Origin of the sequence: Agromyces sp. Root81, assembly GCF_001429165.1 — a bacterium.
Classification (GTDB): Bacteria; Actinomycetota; Actinomycetes; order Actinomycetales; family Microbacteriaceae; genus Agromyces.
Genome location: NZ_LMIR01000001.1, coordinates 479,414 through 497,056, shown reverse-complemented (window position 1 = coordinate 497,056; position 17,643 = coordinate 479,414). Strand labels below are relative to the sequence as shown.

Annotated in this window: 19 protein-coding genes and 1 pseudogene; 17 read left to right on the top strand and 3 right to left on the bottom strand. The window is 67.1% G+C overall.

The window, feature by feature from the left end; genetic code table 11:
• The first annotated feature begins 3 nt into the window (after positions 1–3).
• The 14 genes from ASE14_RS02460 to ASE14_RS02395 all read left to right on the top strand — a co-directional run bounded on the left by ASE14_RS02460 (position 4) and on the right by ASE14_RS02395 (position 13,612).
• On the top strand, positions 4–549 hold the full coding sequence (locus ASE14_RS02460) for a hypothetical protein (protein WP_157372744.1): 546 nt from the start codon (positions 4–6) through the stop codon (positions 547–549).
• A gap of 202 nt (positions 550–751) precedes the next feature.
• Positions 752–958, top strand: coding sequence for a hypothetical protein (locus ASE14_RS02455; RefSeq protein ID WP_056650253.1), 207 nt, complete (start codon positions 752–754; stop codon positions 956–958).
• Between the two features lie 41 nt (positions 959–999).
• On the top strand, positions 1,000–1,629 hold the full coding sequence (locus ASE14_RS02450; RefSeq protein ID WP_056650248.1) for a hypothetical protein: 630 nt from the start codon (positions 1,000–1,002) through the stop codon (positions 1,627–1,629).
• Between the two features lie 172 nt (positions 1,630–1,801).
• Positions 1,802–2,329, top strand: a complete 528-nt coding sequence (locus ASE14_RS02445) for a hypothetical protein (RefSeq protein WP_056650245.1) — start codon at positions 1,802–1,804, stop codon at positions 2,327–2,329.
• Positions 2,330–2,516: 187 nt separating this feature from the next.
• A complete protein-coding gene (locus ASE14_RS02440) occupies positions 2,517–3,641 on the top strand; it encodes a peptidoglycan-binding protein (RefSeq protein ID WP_157372738.1) in 1,125 nt (374 codons plus the stop codon).
• Entirely contained in the window at positions 3,638–4,279 is a 642-nt protein-coding gene (locus ASE14_RS02435) for an ABC transporter ATP-binding protein (RefSeq protein WP_056650241.1), read from the top strand. Before ASE14_RS02440 ends, ASE14_RS02435 begins: the two co-directional genes overlap by 4 nt.
• Complete coding sequence (locus ASE14_RS02430; protein ID WP_235511056.1) at positions 4,276–5,463, top strand: FtsX-like permease family protein; 1,188 nt, start codon at positions 4,276–4,278, stop codon at positions 5,461–5,463. Before ASE14_RS02435 ends, ASE14_RS02430 begins: the two co-directional genes overlap by 4 nt.
• A 209-nt stretch (positions 5,464–5,672) precedes the next feature.
• Entirely contained in the window at positions 5,673–6,167 is a 495-nt protein-coding gene (locus ASE14_RS02425) for a hypothetical protein (RefSeq protein WP_056650238.1), read from the top strand.
• Between the two features lie 127 nt (positions 6,168–6,294).
• Complete coding sequence (gene lepB, locus ASE14_RS02420; protein ID WP_056650235.1) at positions 6,295–7,053, top strand: signal peptidase I; 759 nt, start codon at positions 6,295–6,297, stop codon at positions 7,051–7,053.
• Positions 7,054–7,228: 175 nt separating this feature from the next.
• The gene (locus tag ASE14_RS02415; protein ID WP_082599966.1) at positions 7,229–8,509 is read left to right on the top strand and encodes a Fic family protein; all 1,281 of its coding nucleotides are present in this window, start codon (positions 7,229–7,231) and stop codon (positions 8,507–8,509) included.
• A 239-nt stretch (positions 8,510–8,748) separates the two neighbouring features.
• A complete protein-coding gene (locus ASE14_RS02410) occupies positions 8,749–9,954 on the top strand; it encodes a glutathionylspermidine synthase family protein (RefSeq protein ID WP_056650232.1) in 1,206 nt (401 codons plus the stop codon).
• Positions 9,951–10,556, top strand: a complete 606-nt coding sequence (locus ASE14_RS02405) for a hypothetical protein (protein WP_056650229.1) — start codon at positions 9,951–9,953, stop codon at positions 10,554–10,556. Before ASE14_RS02410 ends, ASE14_RS02405 begins: the two co-directional genes overlap by 4 nt.
• 161 nt (positions 10,557–10,717) lie before the next feature.
• Entirely contained in the window at positions 10,718–12,937 is a 2,220-nt protein-coding gene (locus tag ASE14_RS02400) for a DUF11 domain-containing protein (protein WP_157372736.1), read from the top strand.
• Positions 12,938–13,156: 219 nt separating this feature from the next.
• Positions 13,157–13,612, top strand: coding sequence for a hypothetical protein (locus tag ASE14_RS02395; protein WP_056650222.1), 456 nt, complete (start codon positions 13,157–13,159; stop codon positions 13,610–13,612).
• Positions 13,613–13,664: 52 nt separating this feature from the next.
• Here ASE14_RS02395 and ASE14_RS02390 read toward each other — a convergent pair whose 3' ends face one another.
• Both ASE14_RS02390 and ASE14_RS02385 read right to left on the bottom strand, forming a co-directional pair.
• Positions 13,665–13,937: a hypothetical protein gene (locus ASE14_RS02390; protein WP_157372734.1), complete on the bottom strand. Its 273-nt coding sequence runs from the start codon at positions 13,935–13,937 to the stop codon at positions 13,665–13,667.
• 113 nt (positions 13,938–14,050) lie between these two features.
• Complete coding sequence (locus tag ASE14_RS02385; protein WP_056650216.1) at positions 14,051–14,377, bottom strand: PadR family transcriptional regulator; 327 nt, start codon at positions 14,375–14,377, stop codon at positions 14,051–14,053.
• Between the two features lie 253 nt (positions 14,378–14,630).
• Between ASE14_RS02385 and ASE14_RS02380 the strand changes: the two are divergent.
• The 3 genes and pseudogenes from ASE14_RS02380 to ASE14_RS02375 form a co-directional block, all read left to right on the top strand.
• Positions 14,631–15,269, top strand: a pseudogene (locus ASE14_RS02380) (ribonucleotide-diphosphate reductase subunit beta); the annotation flags it as partial.
• Positions 15,270–15,945: 676 nt separating this feature from the next.
• Positions 15,946–16,422 (top strand): hypothetical protein, encoded by a 477-nt coding sequence (locus ASE14_RS20290; RefSeq protein WP_157372732.1) that lies wholly within the window; start codon positions 15,946–15,948, stop codon positions 16,420–16,422.
• A 23-nt stretch (positions 16,423–16,445) separates the two neighbouring features.
• On the top strand, positions 16,446–16,955 hold the full coding sequence (locus ASE14_RS02375) for a hypothetical protein (protein WP_056650213.1): 510 nt from the start codon (positions 16,446–16,448) through the stop codon (positions 16,953–16,955).
• Between the two features lie 68 nt (positions 16,956–17,023).
• On the opposite strand, the gene ASE14_RS02370 is transcribed toward ASE14_RS02375, so the two are convergent.
• Positions 17,024–17,503 carry a hypothetical protein gene (locus ASE14_RS02370; protein WP_056650210.1) on the bottom strand — a complete coding sequence of 160 codons (480 nt, stop codon included), beginning with the start codon at positions 17,501–17,503 and terminating at the stop codon, positions 17,024–17,026.
• Positions 17,504–17,643 lie beyond the last annotated feature (140 nt).

Genomic DNA, 17,643 nt, shown 5'->3' with positions numbered 1-17,643 from the left:
ACGATGCACCGAGCACGTCAATGGGGAGTGCTCACCACGCTGGCCGTGGGGGCCGGCCTCGTATTGACGGGCTGCAGCAGCCCGGCCCCGGAACCGACGACGTCGCCGGTCGATGAAGGGCTCAGCCTGTCGCCGGCGTCGAACCAGGTCTACGAGTGCTTGACCGTGAGGGGCTGGGACGTCACCATTTCGTGGGACGGCGGAATCGGCACAGACAGTGACAGCATCCCGGCCGAACAGATGGAGTTGTACAAAGCGGACTCCGACGAGTGCTGGGCGCCGATCAACGAGGCCAGCCTGAACATGCCGGTCTCGGACATCGAGACGGTCTACCTCCAGGAGCTCGAGACGCGTGACTGCCTCATCGAGCTCGGCTTCGACGACCTCGACGAGCCGCCGTCGGAGCAGGAGTTCATCGACTCGTTCCCGGGCGCCGGCCGGTGGTCCGCGTACAGCGCCAGCGCCGGCGTCATGGGTATGCCGGACTCGAAGTGGCGTGAGGTCAACGAGGCCTGCCCGCAGCCGGCCTGGTCGTTCGGAACCTGGTAGCGGCGCCCATGCTCCGTCTGCATGTCAATTCGAGGAGGCACATGTTGAACCGCACGCGTCGGAATCTAGGTTGGGTCGTTGCGGGCACCGTCACGTTCCTCGTCGCCAGCTACGCAGGCCAGCCCGCCGACGCGAAGCCGATCCCAGACGCCCTTTCCGCATCGGAATCCGAGCAGATCGTGGAAACCGAACTCGCGGCAATGTGTACCTCTACCGGTACCGGGCGGGTGAGATGCGGCAATGCCTGATCGACCTCGGCCACGAGATCTCCGAACCCACCTCGGAGCAGGTCTTCCTCGACGAGTACCCACGAACGGGCGGGTACAACCCGATCAACGAGGTCGACATGTCGTCCTTCGCTGGGGCCGATGAGACGTGCCCCCAGTTGCCAAAGGGCCTCTGGGGGTGACTGGATCCTCGCGAGAGCCGCACCGGGGGCCCTTCGTCGTCATGGCGCTGGTCGGCGTTGTCGCGCTCAGCGCCATCCCGCTCACGGCGTGCTCAGTGGACGAGTTGCCGCCCGTGCCATCCGTCGCTCCGCTGAGCGAGTCGCAGTCAGAAGCGCTGGCCGCGAGCATCCTCGAGGAGAAGGGGGGGAGAATTCTGTCGCTGTATCCCGGTGCCGTGCTGCCGACCCCTGACCGGGTGCGGTTCGTCACGCAGAGCGAGATCGCTCACGTCAAGGCTGACTGCGTCACCGAGCAGGGATTCCCTGCCCATCCGAATGACGAAGGGGGTATCACCTACTCCCCGGTACCGCCGGATGAGCAGGCAGAAGCTCAGACGCTCGCTGCATACGCCTGCGACGTGATGTACCCACTCGACCCCCGGTTCATTCGCCCGTACACCGAGGCCGAGCTTCGCTACATCTACGCGTACCAAAAGCACACGGTCATCCCCTGCATCGAACAGGCAGGGTCGTCGGCGTCGGCGCTTCCGAGCGAACAAGTCTTCATCGAGGACTGGGAGAACGGTCGGCCCTGGATTCCGTACGGTGACGACGATGCACTGACGATGGAGGAAGCGTCGGAGATTCCCGAGTTGTGCCCGATGGTTCCGGCGGAACTGCACCGGCAGTAGTCGGTGCCGGTGAGGTGGCGAGAGACGAAAACCGGATGTCTCGCCGCACGCGAGGACTCCATATACCGACGCGAGATGCTAGCTAATCCGTCTATATCGACTTACCATCGACCGCAGCGAACGACTGCTCCGACTGGAATGAGGGACGATGCTCACAGCACGTCGAAGGGGAATGCCGACCATGCTGGCGCTCAGCGCCGGGCTCGTGCTGACCGGCTGCGCCGGCCAGAGTGAGAAGCCGGAACCGACCACCTCTCCGGTCGATGAAGGGCTCAGCCTGTCACCGGCGTCGAACGAGGCGTACAGGTGTCTGATCGAGAAGGGTTGGCCCGTCACGATCTCGTGGGACGGGGGCGTCGGCACGGACGCCGGCGACATACCGGACGACCAGTACGAGCTCTACCGTGCAGATGCCGACGAGTGCTGGGCGCCGTACGACGACGCCATCACGAACATGTCGACCGCCGACATGAAGAAGGTCTACGCCCAGGAGCTCGAGACGCGTGACTGCCTCATCGAGCTCGGCTACGACGACATCGACGAGCCGCCGTCGGAGCAGGAGTTCATCGACGCCTTCCCGGGCGCAGGGCGCTGGTCCGCGTACGCCGCAAGTTCGGGCGTCATGGGCATGCCTGACTCGAAGTGGCGCGAGGTCAACGAGGCATGCCCGCAACCAGCCTGGTTCTTCGGTACCTGGTAACAGGGGCGCATTCTTCCGGCACGTCAGGCCTCGCCTCGGAGGCGGCATCGATCCGGTAGACGACCACCCATATTCGACTTATATTGGGTCGCAAGCTGCTGACGAACCGGCTGCCGGTGGGAACCACAGCGCCGAAACAGACAAGAACGCAGGGCCATCTCACCGATGAGTCGCATGAAGGAGTGTCGTGACCGACAATGGCCCGATGAACATGAACGCCGAGAAGCCTCGGCGGCGCTGGTGGCGCATCCCGGTGTTGGTCGTCAGCCTGCTCGCGGTCGGTGCTGTCGCAGGGTGGGCGGTCACCGCGGTGTTCGCGCCGCCGCGTGACGTGCTGTCGGAGACGCCGTATACGTACGTGGAGCTCGTGGACGGTGAGGTCGGCTCGTCGATGCAGCTGAACACGGTCGCGGAGTGGCAGCCGGCGCTTGCCGCTACGAATCAGGCATCGGGAACCGTGACGTCAGTGACTGTCGCGCCTGGGGACGAGGTGCGGGCGGGTTCGGTGCTGTACTCGGTGAACCTCCGGCCGGTCGTCGTGGCGGCCGGTGCGACGCCGGTGTTTCGGCCGCTGAGTCGGGAGGCGAAGGGCTCGGACGTGCAGCAGCTGCAGCAGCTGCTGACCGAGCTCGGGTTTTACTCCGGTGCGGTCGACGGCGAGTTCGGCAGCCGGACGGAGGCTGCCGTGAAGGACTGGCAGGACTCGCTCGGGATTGGGGACGACGGGGTCGTGCAACCGGGTGACGTGGTCTTCGTGCCGACGTTGCCGACCCGGGTCACCCTCGACCCGGAGATCGTGTTCAGGGGCGCGTCGCTGAGCGGCGGCGAAGCGGCGGTGTCGGCGCTGTCTGCTGAGCCGGTGTTCACGATCCCGGTGACGGTGTCGCAGGCGGGGTCGATGCCTGTCGGCACGGCGGTCGAGGTGCAGGCGCCGGACGGAACCGTGTGGGCGGCGGAGGTGGCGAGCCAGAAGCCTTCGGAGGAGTCCGGCGATCAGGTCGATGTCGTGCTGCAGGGCGTGGGCGGCGCGACGATCTGCGGCGCCGGGTGCGGCACCCTCCCTGCCGAAGGCTCGTCCCGGCTGCTGTCGAAGATTGTGACCCAGCCGACGGTGACGGGTGTCGTCGCCCCGTCGGCGGCGCTCCTGTCAGCGACCGACGGAACCATCTCGGTCGTCGACGACGAGGGCGAGCGGCACGAGGTTGCCGTCGTCGCGGCGGCGAAGGGCATGTCGGTCATCGACGGCGCACCGGCCGGCATGCGAGTGCGGGTTCCCGCGTCCGGCGAAGAGGCTGCCGGCGGGAAGTCGTGACCGCGCTGCTCGCCGCTGACGGGCTCTCCTTCGGGTACGATCCGCGTTCCCTGCTCCTCGACGGCTGGTCGGCCGACTTCCATGCCGGTGAAGTCGTCGCCGTCACCGGTCCGTCGGGCCGAGGCAAGTCGACCCTGCTGTACCTGCTCGGCATGATGCTGAAACCAGTCGGCGGGCGAGTGCTCGTCGACGGTGAGGCTGCGCAGGGCCTGCCGGACCGGGACCGCGCGGCACTTCGGAGTTCGACGTTCGGCTTCGTGTTCCAGGATGCTGCGCTGGACGCGTCCCGCACCGTGCTCGACAACATCCTCGAGACGGTGCTGTACCGCGGCGACGACCGCCGCGCCGCGACCGGACGGGCGCACGAGCTGATGGACCAGTTCGGGGTCGCACTCCGCGCCGGCGCCAAGCCCGGGCAGGTCTCCGGCGGCCAGGCGCAACGCATCGCTCTGTGCCGGGCCCTGCTGGGCGACCCTCGGATCCTCCTCGCCGATGAGCCGACCGGTAACCTCGACCCCGCGTCATCCGATGTCGTCGTGACCGCACTGCACGAACAGGCCAGGCGCGGCGCGGCCGTCATCGTCGTCACGCACGACCCGGCGCTGGTCGCCCGCTGCGACCGGGAGCTGATGCTGTGACCACGACCGAGCGAGAACTCGCCGCGAACCCATCGGGCGCGACCGCAAGCGGCGGCCGCGTGCGAAGCACAGGGCGACGCACGCCGTCGTGGTGGGCAGTCGTGCGGGAGGCGCTGGTCTCCGCGCTCACCCAACCGGTCGCATCCGTGCTCACCCTTGTCGTGATCGCCGGGATGTGCGCCGCGGTGCTGCTGACCTCCGGCCGCGCGGTCGGCGCCGAACAAGACGTCATCGGGTCCATCGACTCCGCCGGCACCCGGTCCATCATCGTCCGCGCCGAACCCGCCGCAGGCCTCGACACGACCGTGCTCGACCGGATCAGACACCTCGACGGCATCGAATGGGCCGGCGCATTCAGCCTCGCCCAAGACGTCCGCAACGCCGCATTCGACGACGGCACCCGGGTCCCGCTCCGACAGGTCTGGGCCGACGACTGGACACAGCTCGGCCTGCCGGAGACGCTCCCAGGCGACGGGGATGTCGCGTACGCGTCCGACACCGCACTCGCCCAACTCGGGCTCGACGAACCCATCGGATCGGTCGAGCTCACCGACGGCACCGGCGGCTACGCCGTCGGCGGCCGCATCGCCGTCCCCGAGCACCTCGCGTTCCTCGAACCACTGCTCCTGGCCCCGCAACTGGGGGACGCCCCGCCCGCGCCCGTCGGCGCGCTACTCGTCATCGCCGAACGTCCCGACCTCGTCGCACCCGTCGCCGAAGCTGTCGGCTCCGTGCTCGGCGTCGACGACCCGACGAAGGTCAGCGTGCAGACCAGCGAAGACCTCGCCTCGCTCCGCGCGATCATCGAGGGCCAGCTCGGCAGCTTCGGCCGCACCCTCACCCTCGGCATCCTCGCCGTCACCGCGTTCCTCGTCGCGGTGCTCCTCTACGGCATGGTGATGCTGCGGCGGAAGGACTTCGGCCGCCGCCGTGCACTCGGGGCGTCGCAACGACTCATCGTCGCCCTCATCACCATCCAGACCGCAGCCGTCGCGACCGTCGGCGCCGCCATCGGCTCCGCGACCGCACTCATGGTGCTCGCCGTCACCGGTGACCCGCTCCCGGGATGGAGCTACGTCGCCGGAGTCTGCATCCTCGCCGTGCTCGTCGCGACCGTCTCCGCACTCCTGCCCGCGGTCGCCGCATCCCGGCGGGAGCCGATCAGAGAGCTCCGGGTGCCGTGAACTCGAGCAAGGGACGGCAGCCGTCCGCAGCGCAATCGCGGAAGGACTCACGATCCAGTGGAATGCCTGCGATGATACCGAAGCCGGGTACCGGGCCGTGGCAACGAACGCAGGCTCCGAGATGTTCGGTGCAATCAGGATCTGCATGCTGTGCGGTCGCGTCCCGGACATCGTTGTGCAGGCCCACCCAACCGCTGAGGAGAGTCACGATGACGACCGCCGATGAGCCCAGGAAGCTCCCATCATGGCTGCTCACCTCGACGACAGCCGAACTGCTTCCGCACCTCCGCAAGCTCTGGCCCGACGACGACGACAAGCTCAGGCACGCCCTCAACCGGAAAGTCAGCGGCGAGACCACCTACCTCACGAACGACCCGTATGAGGGCGCGGAGGCAGGACTCCTGGCGGTCTGGGATGCTGGCCAGATCGAAGCCTGGCAGGCGCCGGCCGCCGACACGGAAGAGCGCCGCATCGCGTTCGACCGCTGGCTCCGAAACGTACGAGCAGAGGTCGCAGCCGAACTCGCCCGGGACTTCCAACTCATGAGCAAGGGCGGCGCGCCGGAAGGCATCGATCACGCGAAGGAATGGACGGAGAGCCGCGCGTCAGCAATGCGGGAAGGTCGCGACACCGCAGGCGCGGCACCGACGTTCGCGGAATTCCTCGACGCGATACAGGATCCCTCGGACCCGGCGGCCGGCTGAGGTCGGCTACAGCGGCTTCCTCGACAGGTCATCGTCGATCGATGGTCCGCGCTATTCTATATAGGTCGAGACAGCTGGTACCGTAGCTGAACGCTTGGGACGACCCCTGGCAAGAAGGGCACGAACCATGATCACCGACGCCCAGATCGCACCGGCCGAGGAGGCCCCGAAGCGAGAGCGACCTCGCGACGAGCCACGCACGGGTGGGGCCCTCAGGTTCCTCCGCGACATCCTCGTCATCTTCCTCGTCGCGGTGCTGGTCTCCTTCCTGATCAAGACGTTCGTCATCCGGTCGTTCTACATCCCGTCCGGGTCGATGTCCCACACACTCGAGGTCGACGACCGCATCATCGTGAATCAGCTCAAGCCCGAGGTCAGTCCCATCGAACGCGGCGACGTCGTCGTGTTCAAGGACCCGGGGGAGTGGCTCCCGTACCGCGGGGAAGCCCCCGTCCAGCCGCCCATGGCCGCCGCGTTCGACTGGCTCACCGCGGCCGTGGGCGTGTCCGCACCGGACTCCGACGAGCACCTCGTCAAGCGCGTCATCGGGCTGCCCGGCGACCGGGTGGTCTGCTGCAACGGGCTCGGCCAGATGAGTGTCAACGGGGTGCCGCTCCGGGAGCCGTATGCCATCCACTCGCCGGACGTGACCGAAGCGTCAAGCGTTGACTTCGATGTCGTCGTGCCAGAGGATTCGCTCTGGGTGATGGGCGACAACCGCGAGGACTCCCAAGACTCGCGTTTCCACGCCGACACCCCGACGCACGGCTTCGTCCCCATCGACGACGTCGTCGGCGCCGCGTTCCTCGTGAGCTGGCCGCTGGACCGGTGGGCATGGCTCGGCAACTACCCCGACGTCTTCGACGGCGTCGATCCGACGCGGTAGAGGCGACGACCCACGGAACCTGTGTCGCCGGTACGGGCGAAGTAGCCGGCGGGGCCCGAATCGTGACACTGATGGATATCGGCGGGAATCCATAAAATAGTCACCGCCTCTTATGAAAAACGGCGATTTCCCATAAAATGAGTGCAGTGGGTTATGAACCCGCACGAGGAGAGCGATGAGCGCATTCGACCCCGGGAAGCACGCGCGAGGCCACGCGAGCAACGCGGGCTCGTTCTCCGAGCGAACCCGCTCCGACCCAAAGGCCGCGCTCGGTACGCCGGACTCCTGGCCGGCCATCGGCTCCGAAACCCTCGATTGGGAGAGCCAGTACGCGGAGCCTTCCGCGCTCGAGCGGTACAGCCCCCGCCCGCAGACCTACGACGCCGCCGTGCCGCCGTTCATCTCCGAGCGCGCGCTCCGGCTGAGCCCCCAGACCGCCGCGCTCTCGCGCACCGCCGAGAACGAGCTCATCCGCTTCGACGCGTCCCTGAACGATGAGATGACCGGATTCGCGCCGCTGCTCCTCCGCTCCGAGGCCGCCGCGTCATCGCAGATCGAGCACCTCTCAGCCAGCGCCCGCGCCATCCTCACCGCCGAGATCGGCGACACCGGCAAGCGCAACGCCACCGAGATCGTGGGAAACACCCGAGCGATGCAGTCTGCCCTCGCCCTCGCCGACGAGCTCACCCCGGACTCCGTGCGCAAGATGCACGAAGTCCTCATGGACGGCACGAACCACACACCCGGCGACTGGCGGACCGAACCAGTCTGGATCGGCACGAGCGCGCGCAGTCCCGTCGGCGCCGCGTTCGTCGGCCCCAGGTACGAACGCGTGCCAGCACTCATGGACGACGTCATGACCTTCGCGCGACGTGACGACCTTCCCGTCCTCGCTCAGATCGCCATCGCCCACGCCCAGTTCGAGACCATCCACCCCTTCACCGACGGAAACGGCAGGACCGGCCGTACGCTCGTCCAGTCGATGCTCCGAGGCAAGGACATCACCCGCTCCGTCACCGTCCCTGTCTCCGCAGGGCTCCTCACCGACGTGAACGCGTACCATGACGCGCTCACCGCGTACCGAGCCGGCGACGTCGAGCCCATCGTCGAGCAGATGGCGGTAGCCAGCGACGACGCCATCCGGAACGCCCGGACCCTCGTCGACCAGCTCCGGGAGACGATCACAGGGTGGCGTGAGATGGCGAAGCCTCGCACCGGCTCGCAACTCGAGAAGCTCCTCGACTACGCCGCCCGGCAGCCGGTCTTCACCGCCGCCACGGCGTCCGCGGACCTGGGCATCGGCACGACGAACATCTACCCGCACCTCCGGAAGCTCGCCGAGCTCGGCATCCTCGAGCAGAAGTCCGAGTACAAGATCGGTCAGGTCTGGCGCTCGGACGAGGTGCTCGGTGCGCTCGACCAGTTCGCGGAGCGCGCCAGCCGGCGGCGCAGCTGACCGTGCATCGACGAGGATGACAGCACGTCGCCCGCGCCCGGCGCCCGGCGCCCGGCAGGACCTTACTCATGACCGACGTCTCGTACCGAAGCAAGTCCGCCGCTCTCGCGTTGCAGGCCGCGCGCTTCCGAGGTGGTCACTCCGCCCGAGTGACGACCGACGCCTGACACCGCAGAGCAGGTGAGCGGGCGCTCCTCACCAGTCCCGCCCTTCACACCTACAACCCGGAGGACACCCGCGTGATCCGCACTGCATCATCGCCCCGACCCGACTGGCGCCAGCGCTTCGACAGCATCGGATTCACGTTCTACGACATGGAGTCCGAAGGCGGCAGACCCTACTGGCAGGAGGAGGCCGCCTACGGGTTCACGAGCTCGGAGATCGACCAGCTCGAGCAGGCCACCGCCGAGCTCTTCCAGCTCTGCATGGACGCGTGCGAGCACATCGTCCGCAACCGCCGCTTCACCGAGTTCGGCATCCCGGCCGCCCTGCACGACCTCGTCGCGAAGTCGTGGGACGAAGAAGACCCGACCGTCTACGGCCGATTCGACCTCGGCTACGACGGCCACGGCACCATCAAGATGCTCGAGTTCAACGCCGACACCCCGACCTCGCTCATCGAGTCCGCGGCCGCGCAGTGGCAGTGGCTCGTCGAGACCCGCGGCGAGGACGCCGACCAGTTCAACCTCATCCACGAGCTCCTCGTCGAGCAGTGGGCGCACGTCCGCACCGAACGCCTGGGCCTCCCCGAGGGTGCTCGTCTCCACCTCGTGTCGCTGCACAACAGCGGAGACGGCGAACTCATCGTCGAGGACGCCGACACCGTCGCGTACATGGCGGAGACCGCCCGGCAAGCCGGGTTCGACACCAAGCAGATGTTCATGGAGGACGTCCAGTTCGACACCGCCGCCCACCGCTTCGTCGACGCGGACGGCGAGCCCGTCGAGCGGATCTTCAAGCTGTACCCGTGGGAGTGGATGGTGCACGAGCAGTTCGCCGGCTTCCTCAACTCCACCCGCGACACCACCGTCTGGATCGAGCCGATCTGGAAGATGATGCTCTCGAACAAGCAGCTCCTCGTCGTGCTCTGGGAGCTGTTCCCGGGCCACCCGCTGCTCCTGCCTGCGTTCGCAACCCAGGAGCCGCTGGCCGGTGTCGCACACGTCCAGAAGCCGATGCTCGGCCGCGAGGGCGCCAACGTCACCATCTTCACCGAGCACGGTGACGTGGACGCGCTGAACGGCGGCGACTACGGCGCCGAAGGCTTCATCTACCAGCAGCGAGCCGAACTCGGCCGCGTCGACGGGAAGACCGTCATCATCGGCTCCTGGGTCGTCGGGGAGACTCCTGCCGGCATCGACATCCGCGAAACCAGCGGCCCCATCACCGGCGACCTCGCCGAGTTCGTGCCGCACTACATCATCGACCCCAAGGAGGCCGCGTGAGCGCCGAAGCCCCGACCCGCCGCCGAAGCGGCACCGTGACGCTGTCCGGTGCGACCCGCCCGTCCGCCACGAAGACGGTCGCCGCCATCGGAGTCGCAAGCGCCGTACTGCTCTTCGCCGGCTGCAGCACTTTCCCATCGGACGGCGAAGTGGTCACCGGTGCCGACGGCGAGCAGTACATCCTCCCGGACGGGACCGAACGCCCCGTCTACGCCTCGCGTGATGACTGTATCGCCGACGTCGCCGAACAGCTCGAGAAGCTCCGCCAGGAAGGAGAACCAGTCGATGACTCGCCCGAGAGCCTCTGCGAATCCTCCGACACCTACAACGGCCACTACTCCTCCGGTGTGTGGCTCGGCCCGCTGCTGTTCGCGTCGTCGCGATGGGACAGCCCGCGCGTCTCGTCATGGGCGCCTGTCGCCGGCGGCGGGTTCGCGGCACCAGGATCCGCAGCGCACAGCGACGTCGTGGAGAAGGCGCCCGCAGGCTCGAAGGTCGGCACACGAGCGCCGCTGACCGGCGGGTTCGGCTCGTCCGGCAAAGGCGGGTTCGGGTCCAGCGCGAAAGCCGTCTCCGGAGGGCATGGCACCTTCGGCGGCTGACCGGGCTGTGCCACCTGATCCCATCCGCAGCGATCCGATAGCGCGTCGCGGAGTGGGGTATCAGGTGGGTGATGTTTCGTTGCGCCCCATCACGAACGTTCGACTGAACCGTCTCTCCCATGAGGCCACCGCTGCCATGGCGGTGCGCGTGAAGGAGAGAGATGAGATCGAGAAGTATCAGCAGACGGCCCGGCAAGGTGGGGAGCGCCGTACTCTCGGCTCTCGTTCTCGGTGCCGGGCTCGTGGCGCCGACGTTCGTCGCGCTCGACGGCGCCGGAACCGCGGCACACGCGCTGCCGCCCGGCCCTGGCACGCGCGGGCAGCCCGCTGCGCCGGTGGCCCTGTTCCACGAGGACTTCGAGAACGCGCCCGACAGCGGGCCCTCGACGGACCTGGTGGACTATGTGTCCGCGCCGGACGGGTACCAGTACACCGCTGACGGGGAGTGGGAGGACCCGGTGGCATCTTGCAACGGGTTCGTCCTGTCGGGAGGGAACGACCTGACCGGGCTCTGTGGTGATTCGGCGTCCTCACAGGGTGGCCTGCGCAACCTCACCGACGTGCTCGGCCAGGTCAATGGGTCGGACCCGAAGGCGAACAGCGCGGTCGCCGCCTACACCTCAGGGCGGTCGTATGCACCGGACCAGGTCCAGTTCGCAACCGACGGTGAAGTGATCCCGCTGCCCGCCGCGAACCGGTTCGTGACGTTCTCGGTCAACGCGGCGGCGACGTCATGCTGGGCTGCGCATCCCGAGATGCGGTTCTCCGTCCTCGCCGGCGGTGTCGAGACGCCCATCTCGGGCGGCGGCATCAACCCGTGCACCGACCCGCGTGCTGAGGTCGTCGCGCCGACGCAGCAGCCCGACAGCCCTGTCTACTACGGGGGTGAGTTCGCATCCGACGGCTCGTTCCTGACGAGCGGCTCGCCCGTGGGCATCGTGATGCGCAACGGCAGCGGTGCCACGGCCGGCAACGACGGCGCATTCGACGACATCCGTCTGCTGGATGTGACGCCGCAGCTGGACAAGGCGTTCAGCCCGAAGCGTGTCCCGGTCGGCGGAGTCTCGACCCTGACGTTCACCGTGACGAACACGGCCGAGCTCGCAGCGAAGGACGGCTGGCAGTTCACCGACACGCTCCCGGATGGCCTCGTCGTCGCCGACGACGCGAACGTCGGCGGCACCTGCGACGCGACGACGACCGCGACTGCCGGCGGCAACGCCGTGACGATCACCGGCGGCAAGCTCGACGCAGGCGACGTCTCCTGCACGATCACAGTCGATGTCACCTCCGACGCCCCGCGCGGCGCCGATGCACCGTCGAAGACGTTCGAGAACTGCGCTGCGAACATCGACGGCGTCGTCGGCCTCGACCTTCCCGGCTGCGCGAGCGTCGAGTTCTACAGCGAACCGAAGCTCACGCTCCAGAAGACCTCCGACGCCGTCGCGCCCGGCAAGCCCGGCGACATCGTCACCTACGAAGTGACTGCGACGAACTCCGGAACCGGCGACTACACGGCGGAGCACCCGGCAATCGTCACGGACGACCTCACCGGAGTGCTCGACGACGCCGCGTACCAGAGCGACGCGACCAGCGACCGCGGCGCAGTCACCTTCACCGACCCGAAGCTGCGCTGGTCCGGTGCGCTGCCGGTCGGCGAGTCCGTCACGATCCGGTACTCGGTCGAACTCGGCGCCGAAGGTGACCTGCTCGTGCGCAACGTCGCCTTCGCCGGCGAACCCACCGACAAGACGCCCAAGTGCGATGACCCGACCGATTCGCCGACCCCGTGCGACGCGGTCGAGTTCCCGGTCAAGCTGACGCCGATGCTCGTCATCGACAAAACCTCCGACCAGGCCGACGGCGCGCGAGTGGGCGACACCGTGCACTACACGGTCAAGGTCACGAACGTCGGCGATGGCCCGTACACGGGCGGCGACCCTGCCGCGTTCGTCGACGACATGACCGGCGTCCTGGACGACGCGGACTACAACGGTGACGCGACCGTCACCGACGGCAGCCTGACCTACTCGGAGCCGAAGCTCATCTGGAACGGGCCGCTGGCAGCAGGGGAGTACGTCGAACTCCGGTACAGCGTGACCCTCCACGACGGCGGCGACCAGTCGGTGCGCAACGTCGCCTTCACGGGCCTGCCCACCGACCAGACACCTGAGTGCGCTGACCCGGCCACGTCGGATGTCCCGTGCGATGTCGTCAAGTACCCGGTCAAGCCAACGCCTGTCGTGCCTGGGGTACCTGCGAAGCCCGCAGCGGCCGGTCTGGCAAGCACTGGCGTGAGCCTCGGCGTCTGGGCCGGGATCGGCGGCGGCATCCTCGCTGTCGGTCTCCTGCTGACGCTCCGACGAGTCCGCCGGGCGTAACAGACCCGGGGGAGAAGGTCCCATCCACCCTTCTCCCTCGGCCCATCGAGGCGGGCGGCAGTACATGCCGCCCGCCTCTCGCATGCCCGCGGCAGGTCAGGCAGCTCTCACCGCGGCGACTCGGTCGAGCGTAGGCCGACCTATGTTGGACAGATCGAATTCGTGGGCGATACTACCTCTCGACCCGAGGAATTTCCCTCGAGCACGAGAGGAACAACGATGTCGAAGAAGACCCTGATCGGCGCGGCGCTCATCGCCGGAATCACTATTCTCGGCGCCGCCGCGCCGGCTACCGCAGCACCCCAAACGACTGTGGCCGCGGCCGAGTCAGAAGCCGACGCGCCCCTCGAGAACGTCCACGTGACGCTCGACCCCGCCACCGGCGCCGTCGTCGCCGTGACGGAGCTGATGGTCGCACCTGCCACCATTTCCGGGGCGTGCACCAGCAGCACCGTGTGCCTGCGCAGCAACTTCGGGACGGCAGTCGGGTTCCAGGGGTCCGGCACGACCACAGGCTCATGGAGCAACCGGACCTCCTACGACACCGGCTCATGGACGGCGCAGCTGCGGTGGATCTACAGCGGAAGCACCGTGACCGGCCCGACCCTCGGCCCGGGCTCGAGCGCAGGCTGGGGAGGCTCGGCCGTGACCGTCACGTCGGTCAAGATCTTCTAACCCGAAAGCGAGGCTGCGGCCCATCTACTGCTGCGGCCTCGCTTCCTTCGACCTATTCCGTCCCGATGATCGCGCCGGTCGCAGGGTCGATGATGTAGGTGTTCTTCGTCGGCTTCGGCGGCTCATTCGCACCGGCGGGAGGCTGGTAGACGTTCATCCCAACGATGACGAGCATGGCGGCGAACCCAGGCAACAGCACACCGACGACGAGCAGTCGCATCCGGTCGACGCCTGACCACATTTTGGTGACCTCCGCGGTTGCCGCCGTCCAACGGAGTGAGAACGCGGCGCCGGCAAGCGAGGTGAGCAGCGAACGCTTGGACATGCCGAGCTCCTCGCAGGAGCTGAGGTCTGCCGACCATTCCGCCATCCAACGCTCTCGCCGCTCTCGTGGCACGAGGAGCGCCACAAGCGCGAGGAGCCGCTGGACCCGTGGAGTCATGCCCGCGCGCCTCGCAACACCGCGCCCCGTTCCGGGCTCTGTACCCGGCTCCCGGCGCGTTCCAGCAGCAGCTTGACCGCAGCCTTCCGGCCGTCGGCCGTCAGCTCGTAATAGTGGCGGCGCGGACCGCTACGCTCAGGCTCCGCAGGCCAGTCCGACGTCAACCAGCCCAGTCCCTCGAGACGCTCGAGGATCGGGTAGACGGTACCCGGGTTCCGGCCGGAGTCCTTGATGATCTGGAGGCCCCACATCGGTGACGCCGACTCCACGAGCGCGACAAGCACATCGAGGGTCGGTGGTGTCACGCGTTGGATCGGCTCCATCCGCCCATGATACCGAACGTCACCGCGATTCCGGATGTCGCCGGCAGCGAAGTTCCGCACGCAACCACGGTCGAGTAGCTCGTCCGCATCAGTTTGAAGGCTGCAACAGTCCGGCACGCCATTTTGTCGGCGAGCTCACCTTCGAGACGACCATCGCTGGGGTTGTCGACGAGTATCCGTGCCTTCGGCATGCGCAAGTTCAGTGCGGGCTCCTCGCCGCACGGGACCTCGCCACCGCGGAAGCAGCGGGCCCTCGGTGCTCTGCCCGACCCGCGAGATCGAAGACGCATTCCGCTGGTCGGAGGAGAACCCGCACCTGCAGCGGAAGGCCGAGATCGTCCTCAGCTACTACCGCGGCGACGACCCCCTGAAGCGGAAGGTCGCGTCCACGCTGCTCGAGTCGTTCCTCTTCTACTCGGGCTGCTACCTGCCGATGCACTGGTCGTCGTGGGGCGAAGCTCACCAACACCGCCGATCTCATCCGCCTCATCATCCGCGACGAGGCCGTCCACGGGTACTACATCGGCTACAAGTTCCAGCGCGCGCTCGAGGCGGAGAACCCCGAGCGGCAGGCGGAGTTGAAGGACTACACCTTCGACCTGCTCTACGAGCTCTACGAGAACGAGGTCCGCTACACCGCCGACCTCTACGACCCCGTCGGTCTCACCGAGGACGTGAAGAAGTTCCTCCACGACAACGCGGACAAGGCGCTCATGAACCTCGGGTTCGAGGCCATGTTCCGAAGGAGACCACCGACGTGAACCCCGCCATCCTGTCCGCGCTTTCACCGAACGCGAACGAGAGCCACGACTTCTTCAGCGGGTCGGGAAGTGCCTACAAGATGGGTGCGGCCGCCTCGGAAGCGACGTCCGACAGCGACTGGGCATGGTGATTCGCGGACTACTATTGGGGCGACTTTCGCGGCTGTGAGGTCATCGCTGGGCGCACCCCTCCTGGCTGCCCGGCCGGCGCCCATTCACCGGTCCCCTTTAATGAGGACTGACCCATGAAAGCGGATCACTGCTAGCGTCACAGAACGATATAGCTCGACCAGCTTCGATCCGAGTCGCGATTCGTTCACTTCGTCGGCTCAGGAACATGGCACGCAGAACCGTTCAAGGGAGAAATCGTGCGTAAAATCCGGCGGGAATCGCTGCAGCCGGAGTGGGGCTAGTCTTGGCGGGCGTTGGAGTTTCAGCGCCAGCATGGGCAGACTATTCCACTGCTCGGACGCGGCACAATTGCAGTCAGACGACCCAGATCCGCGTCTCCACGAGTTCCAGCGGTTCCGGCTGGCACGAGTACGACGGTGACGGGCCGCACTGGTCGCGAGAGTACATCGGAGAAGGGTCCCAGATCACCCGGGGCTACACCGGGGCCGGACAGTGGTATTGGTACACGAATGGATTGCCGAACGGCGGGGGTGCTAGTTGCGCGCCGCTCTAGCTCTCCGCCGAACCGCTCTGGCTGGCTTGGCGGGCCTCGCTCTTACCTTGGCAGCTTGCTCCTCGCCGGCGAACGGTCCTGGTTCCTCGAGTATCTCGAGTGCCGTTCCGACCACGATTCAGATGGATCCCGCTCTGTTGAACGAGATTCAAGCGGGATTGGAACGACGGGAACAGGTGTTTCGTGACGTTCTTGCGTGCATGGAAGAGAACGGCTGGCCGGTCGAAGTCGCAGGCAAGGAATCGTTCACGGTGATTGGCGAGACAGAAGAGCAACGTCCAATCGTGGCTGAGGTGTATCGGACGTGCTCTGAGAGTACCGGTTGGAGTGGTCCGGAGGAGGTCGATCCACGTGCCCTCTCAAAGCTGTACTCATATGAGCTGGCAACCCGTGACTGCCTCAGTAGTCTCGGCCTCCCGGTTGACACGCCGCCGTCAGAAGAGGCGTTCATCGAGCGATTCACAACGACCGACCGCTGGTCCGCCTACTCCGGGTTCATTGACGATTTCGGGGTGCTAGAAGCACAAGGCAAGGCACCACCTTGGGATGAGATCAACGCTGTATGTCCTCAGCCCATCCGCTACGTGGATTTGGGGTAGCACTGCTAGCTTTGCCAGGCGTAGTGGGCGCCAGGACTGCGCTCGCTGGCGCGGCGGTAACCGCCCTGTTCTGTCTACTGCTGGCGGGATGCAGCACAGCCGCGCCCGAAGCCAACGAACCAGACGCACCGACCACCGAGGTATCCGAGATCGACCAGCTTGCCGAGTGCGTTCGGGAGGCGGGATTCGACGTGACCGTCTTCCCTCCTGATGGGATGTCCGTCGACGCCCCGCCCGAGCAGCAATCGGAGGTGGCGGCAGTCCAGGAAGCGTGCCGCCAGAGTCTTGGTGTCTTCCAGTTCGAAGAGTTGACCGACGCGGACTATGACACTCTCTACGAGTTGACCTTGGAGAACGCGAAGTGTCTGACTGAGCTCGGATATGACATTCCTCCGGCGCCGTCACGGCAGGTGTTCCAAGACACGTACGACAGCGACCCGTGGCTTCCCTATTCGAGCCCTGAGCTTGCAGAGCTCGGCCCCAAGGAGTTCGCGAAGGCGGAGGAGAAGTGCCCTCAGTCCAGAGTTGAGTAGCGGCCAGCTGCGGTCGATGCCGGCGACGGTCGTCTGACTCGGGAGTTGGAATCGCCTGTGTCGTGGCTTCAGCGCTCGCCGGCGTCGGTCCACGCGTACGTCTCGCCGCTGCGGTCGACGACGATGAACTCTCCGCAATCGAGGGCGTCGTACTGCTCCGGGCCGAGCCGAATCATCTTCTCTGCGAACGCCGGGGGCTCCGGGCTGATGACGCGCTCGCACCCCTCTGGCGGTGGTGTGGCCGTGGTGGAGTTCCATGCCATGGCGGCGGCGCCCGCCGCCGGCTGCCAGATGAGACGGATGTCACGAGACGAGTCGGAGAGCAACTCCACGATGGGCTGTGCTCTCGGCTCCTCATCCAGTTTCGAGAGGGAGTACGCGTAGACGGAGTAGACGCGCTCGGGCTGCGACGAGAACGCGAGGTCGGCGGCTACGAGCAGGCCACCGACCGAGCAGGAGACGATCGCCAGCCAGACGAAGGTGCTCTGCGCGCGGCCGAGCTGCGCGGGACCTTTCGGCGCGCTGACGCCTGGTGGAGGTGAGTCCATCGGTACGCCTTCCGTCCTGGTCGAACTACGAATGGGGGGAGAAGCCGGCGCTGGTGTGGGGAGTACCAGCGCCGGCCCCCGTGGGATCTCACGCGCGGGCCGTGACCGGTCACGGGTGAGACGCCCTGGGTTCGCGCACG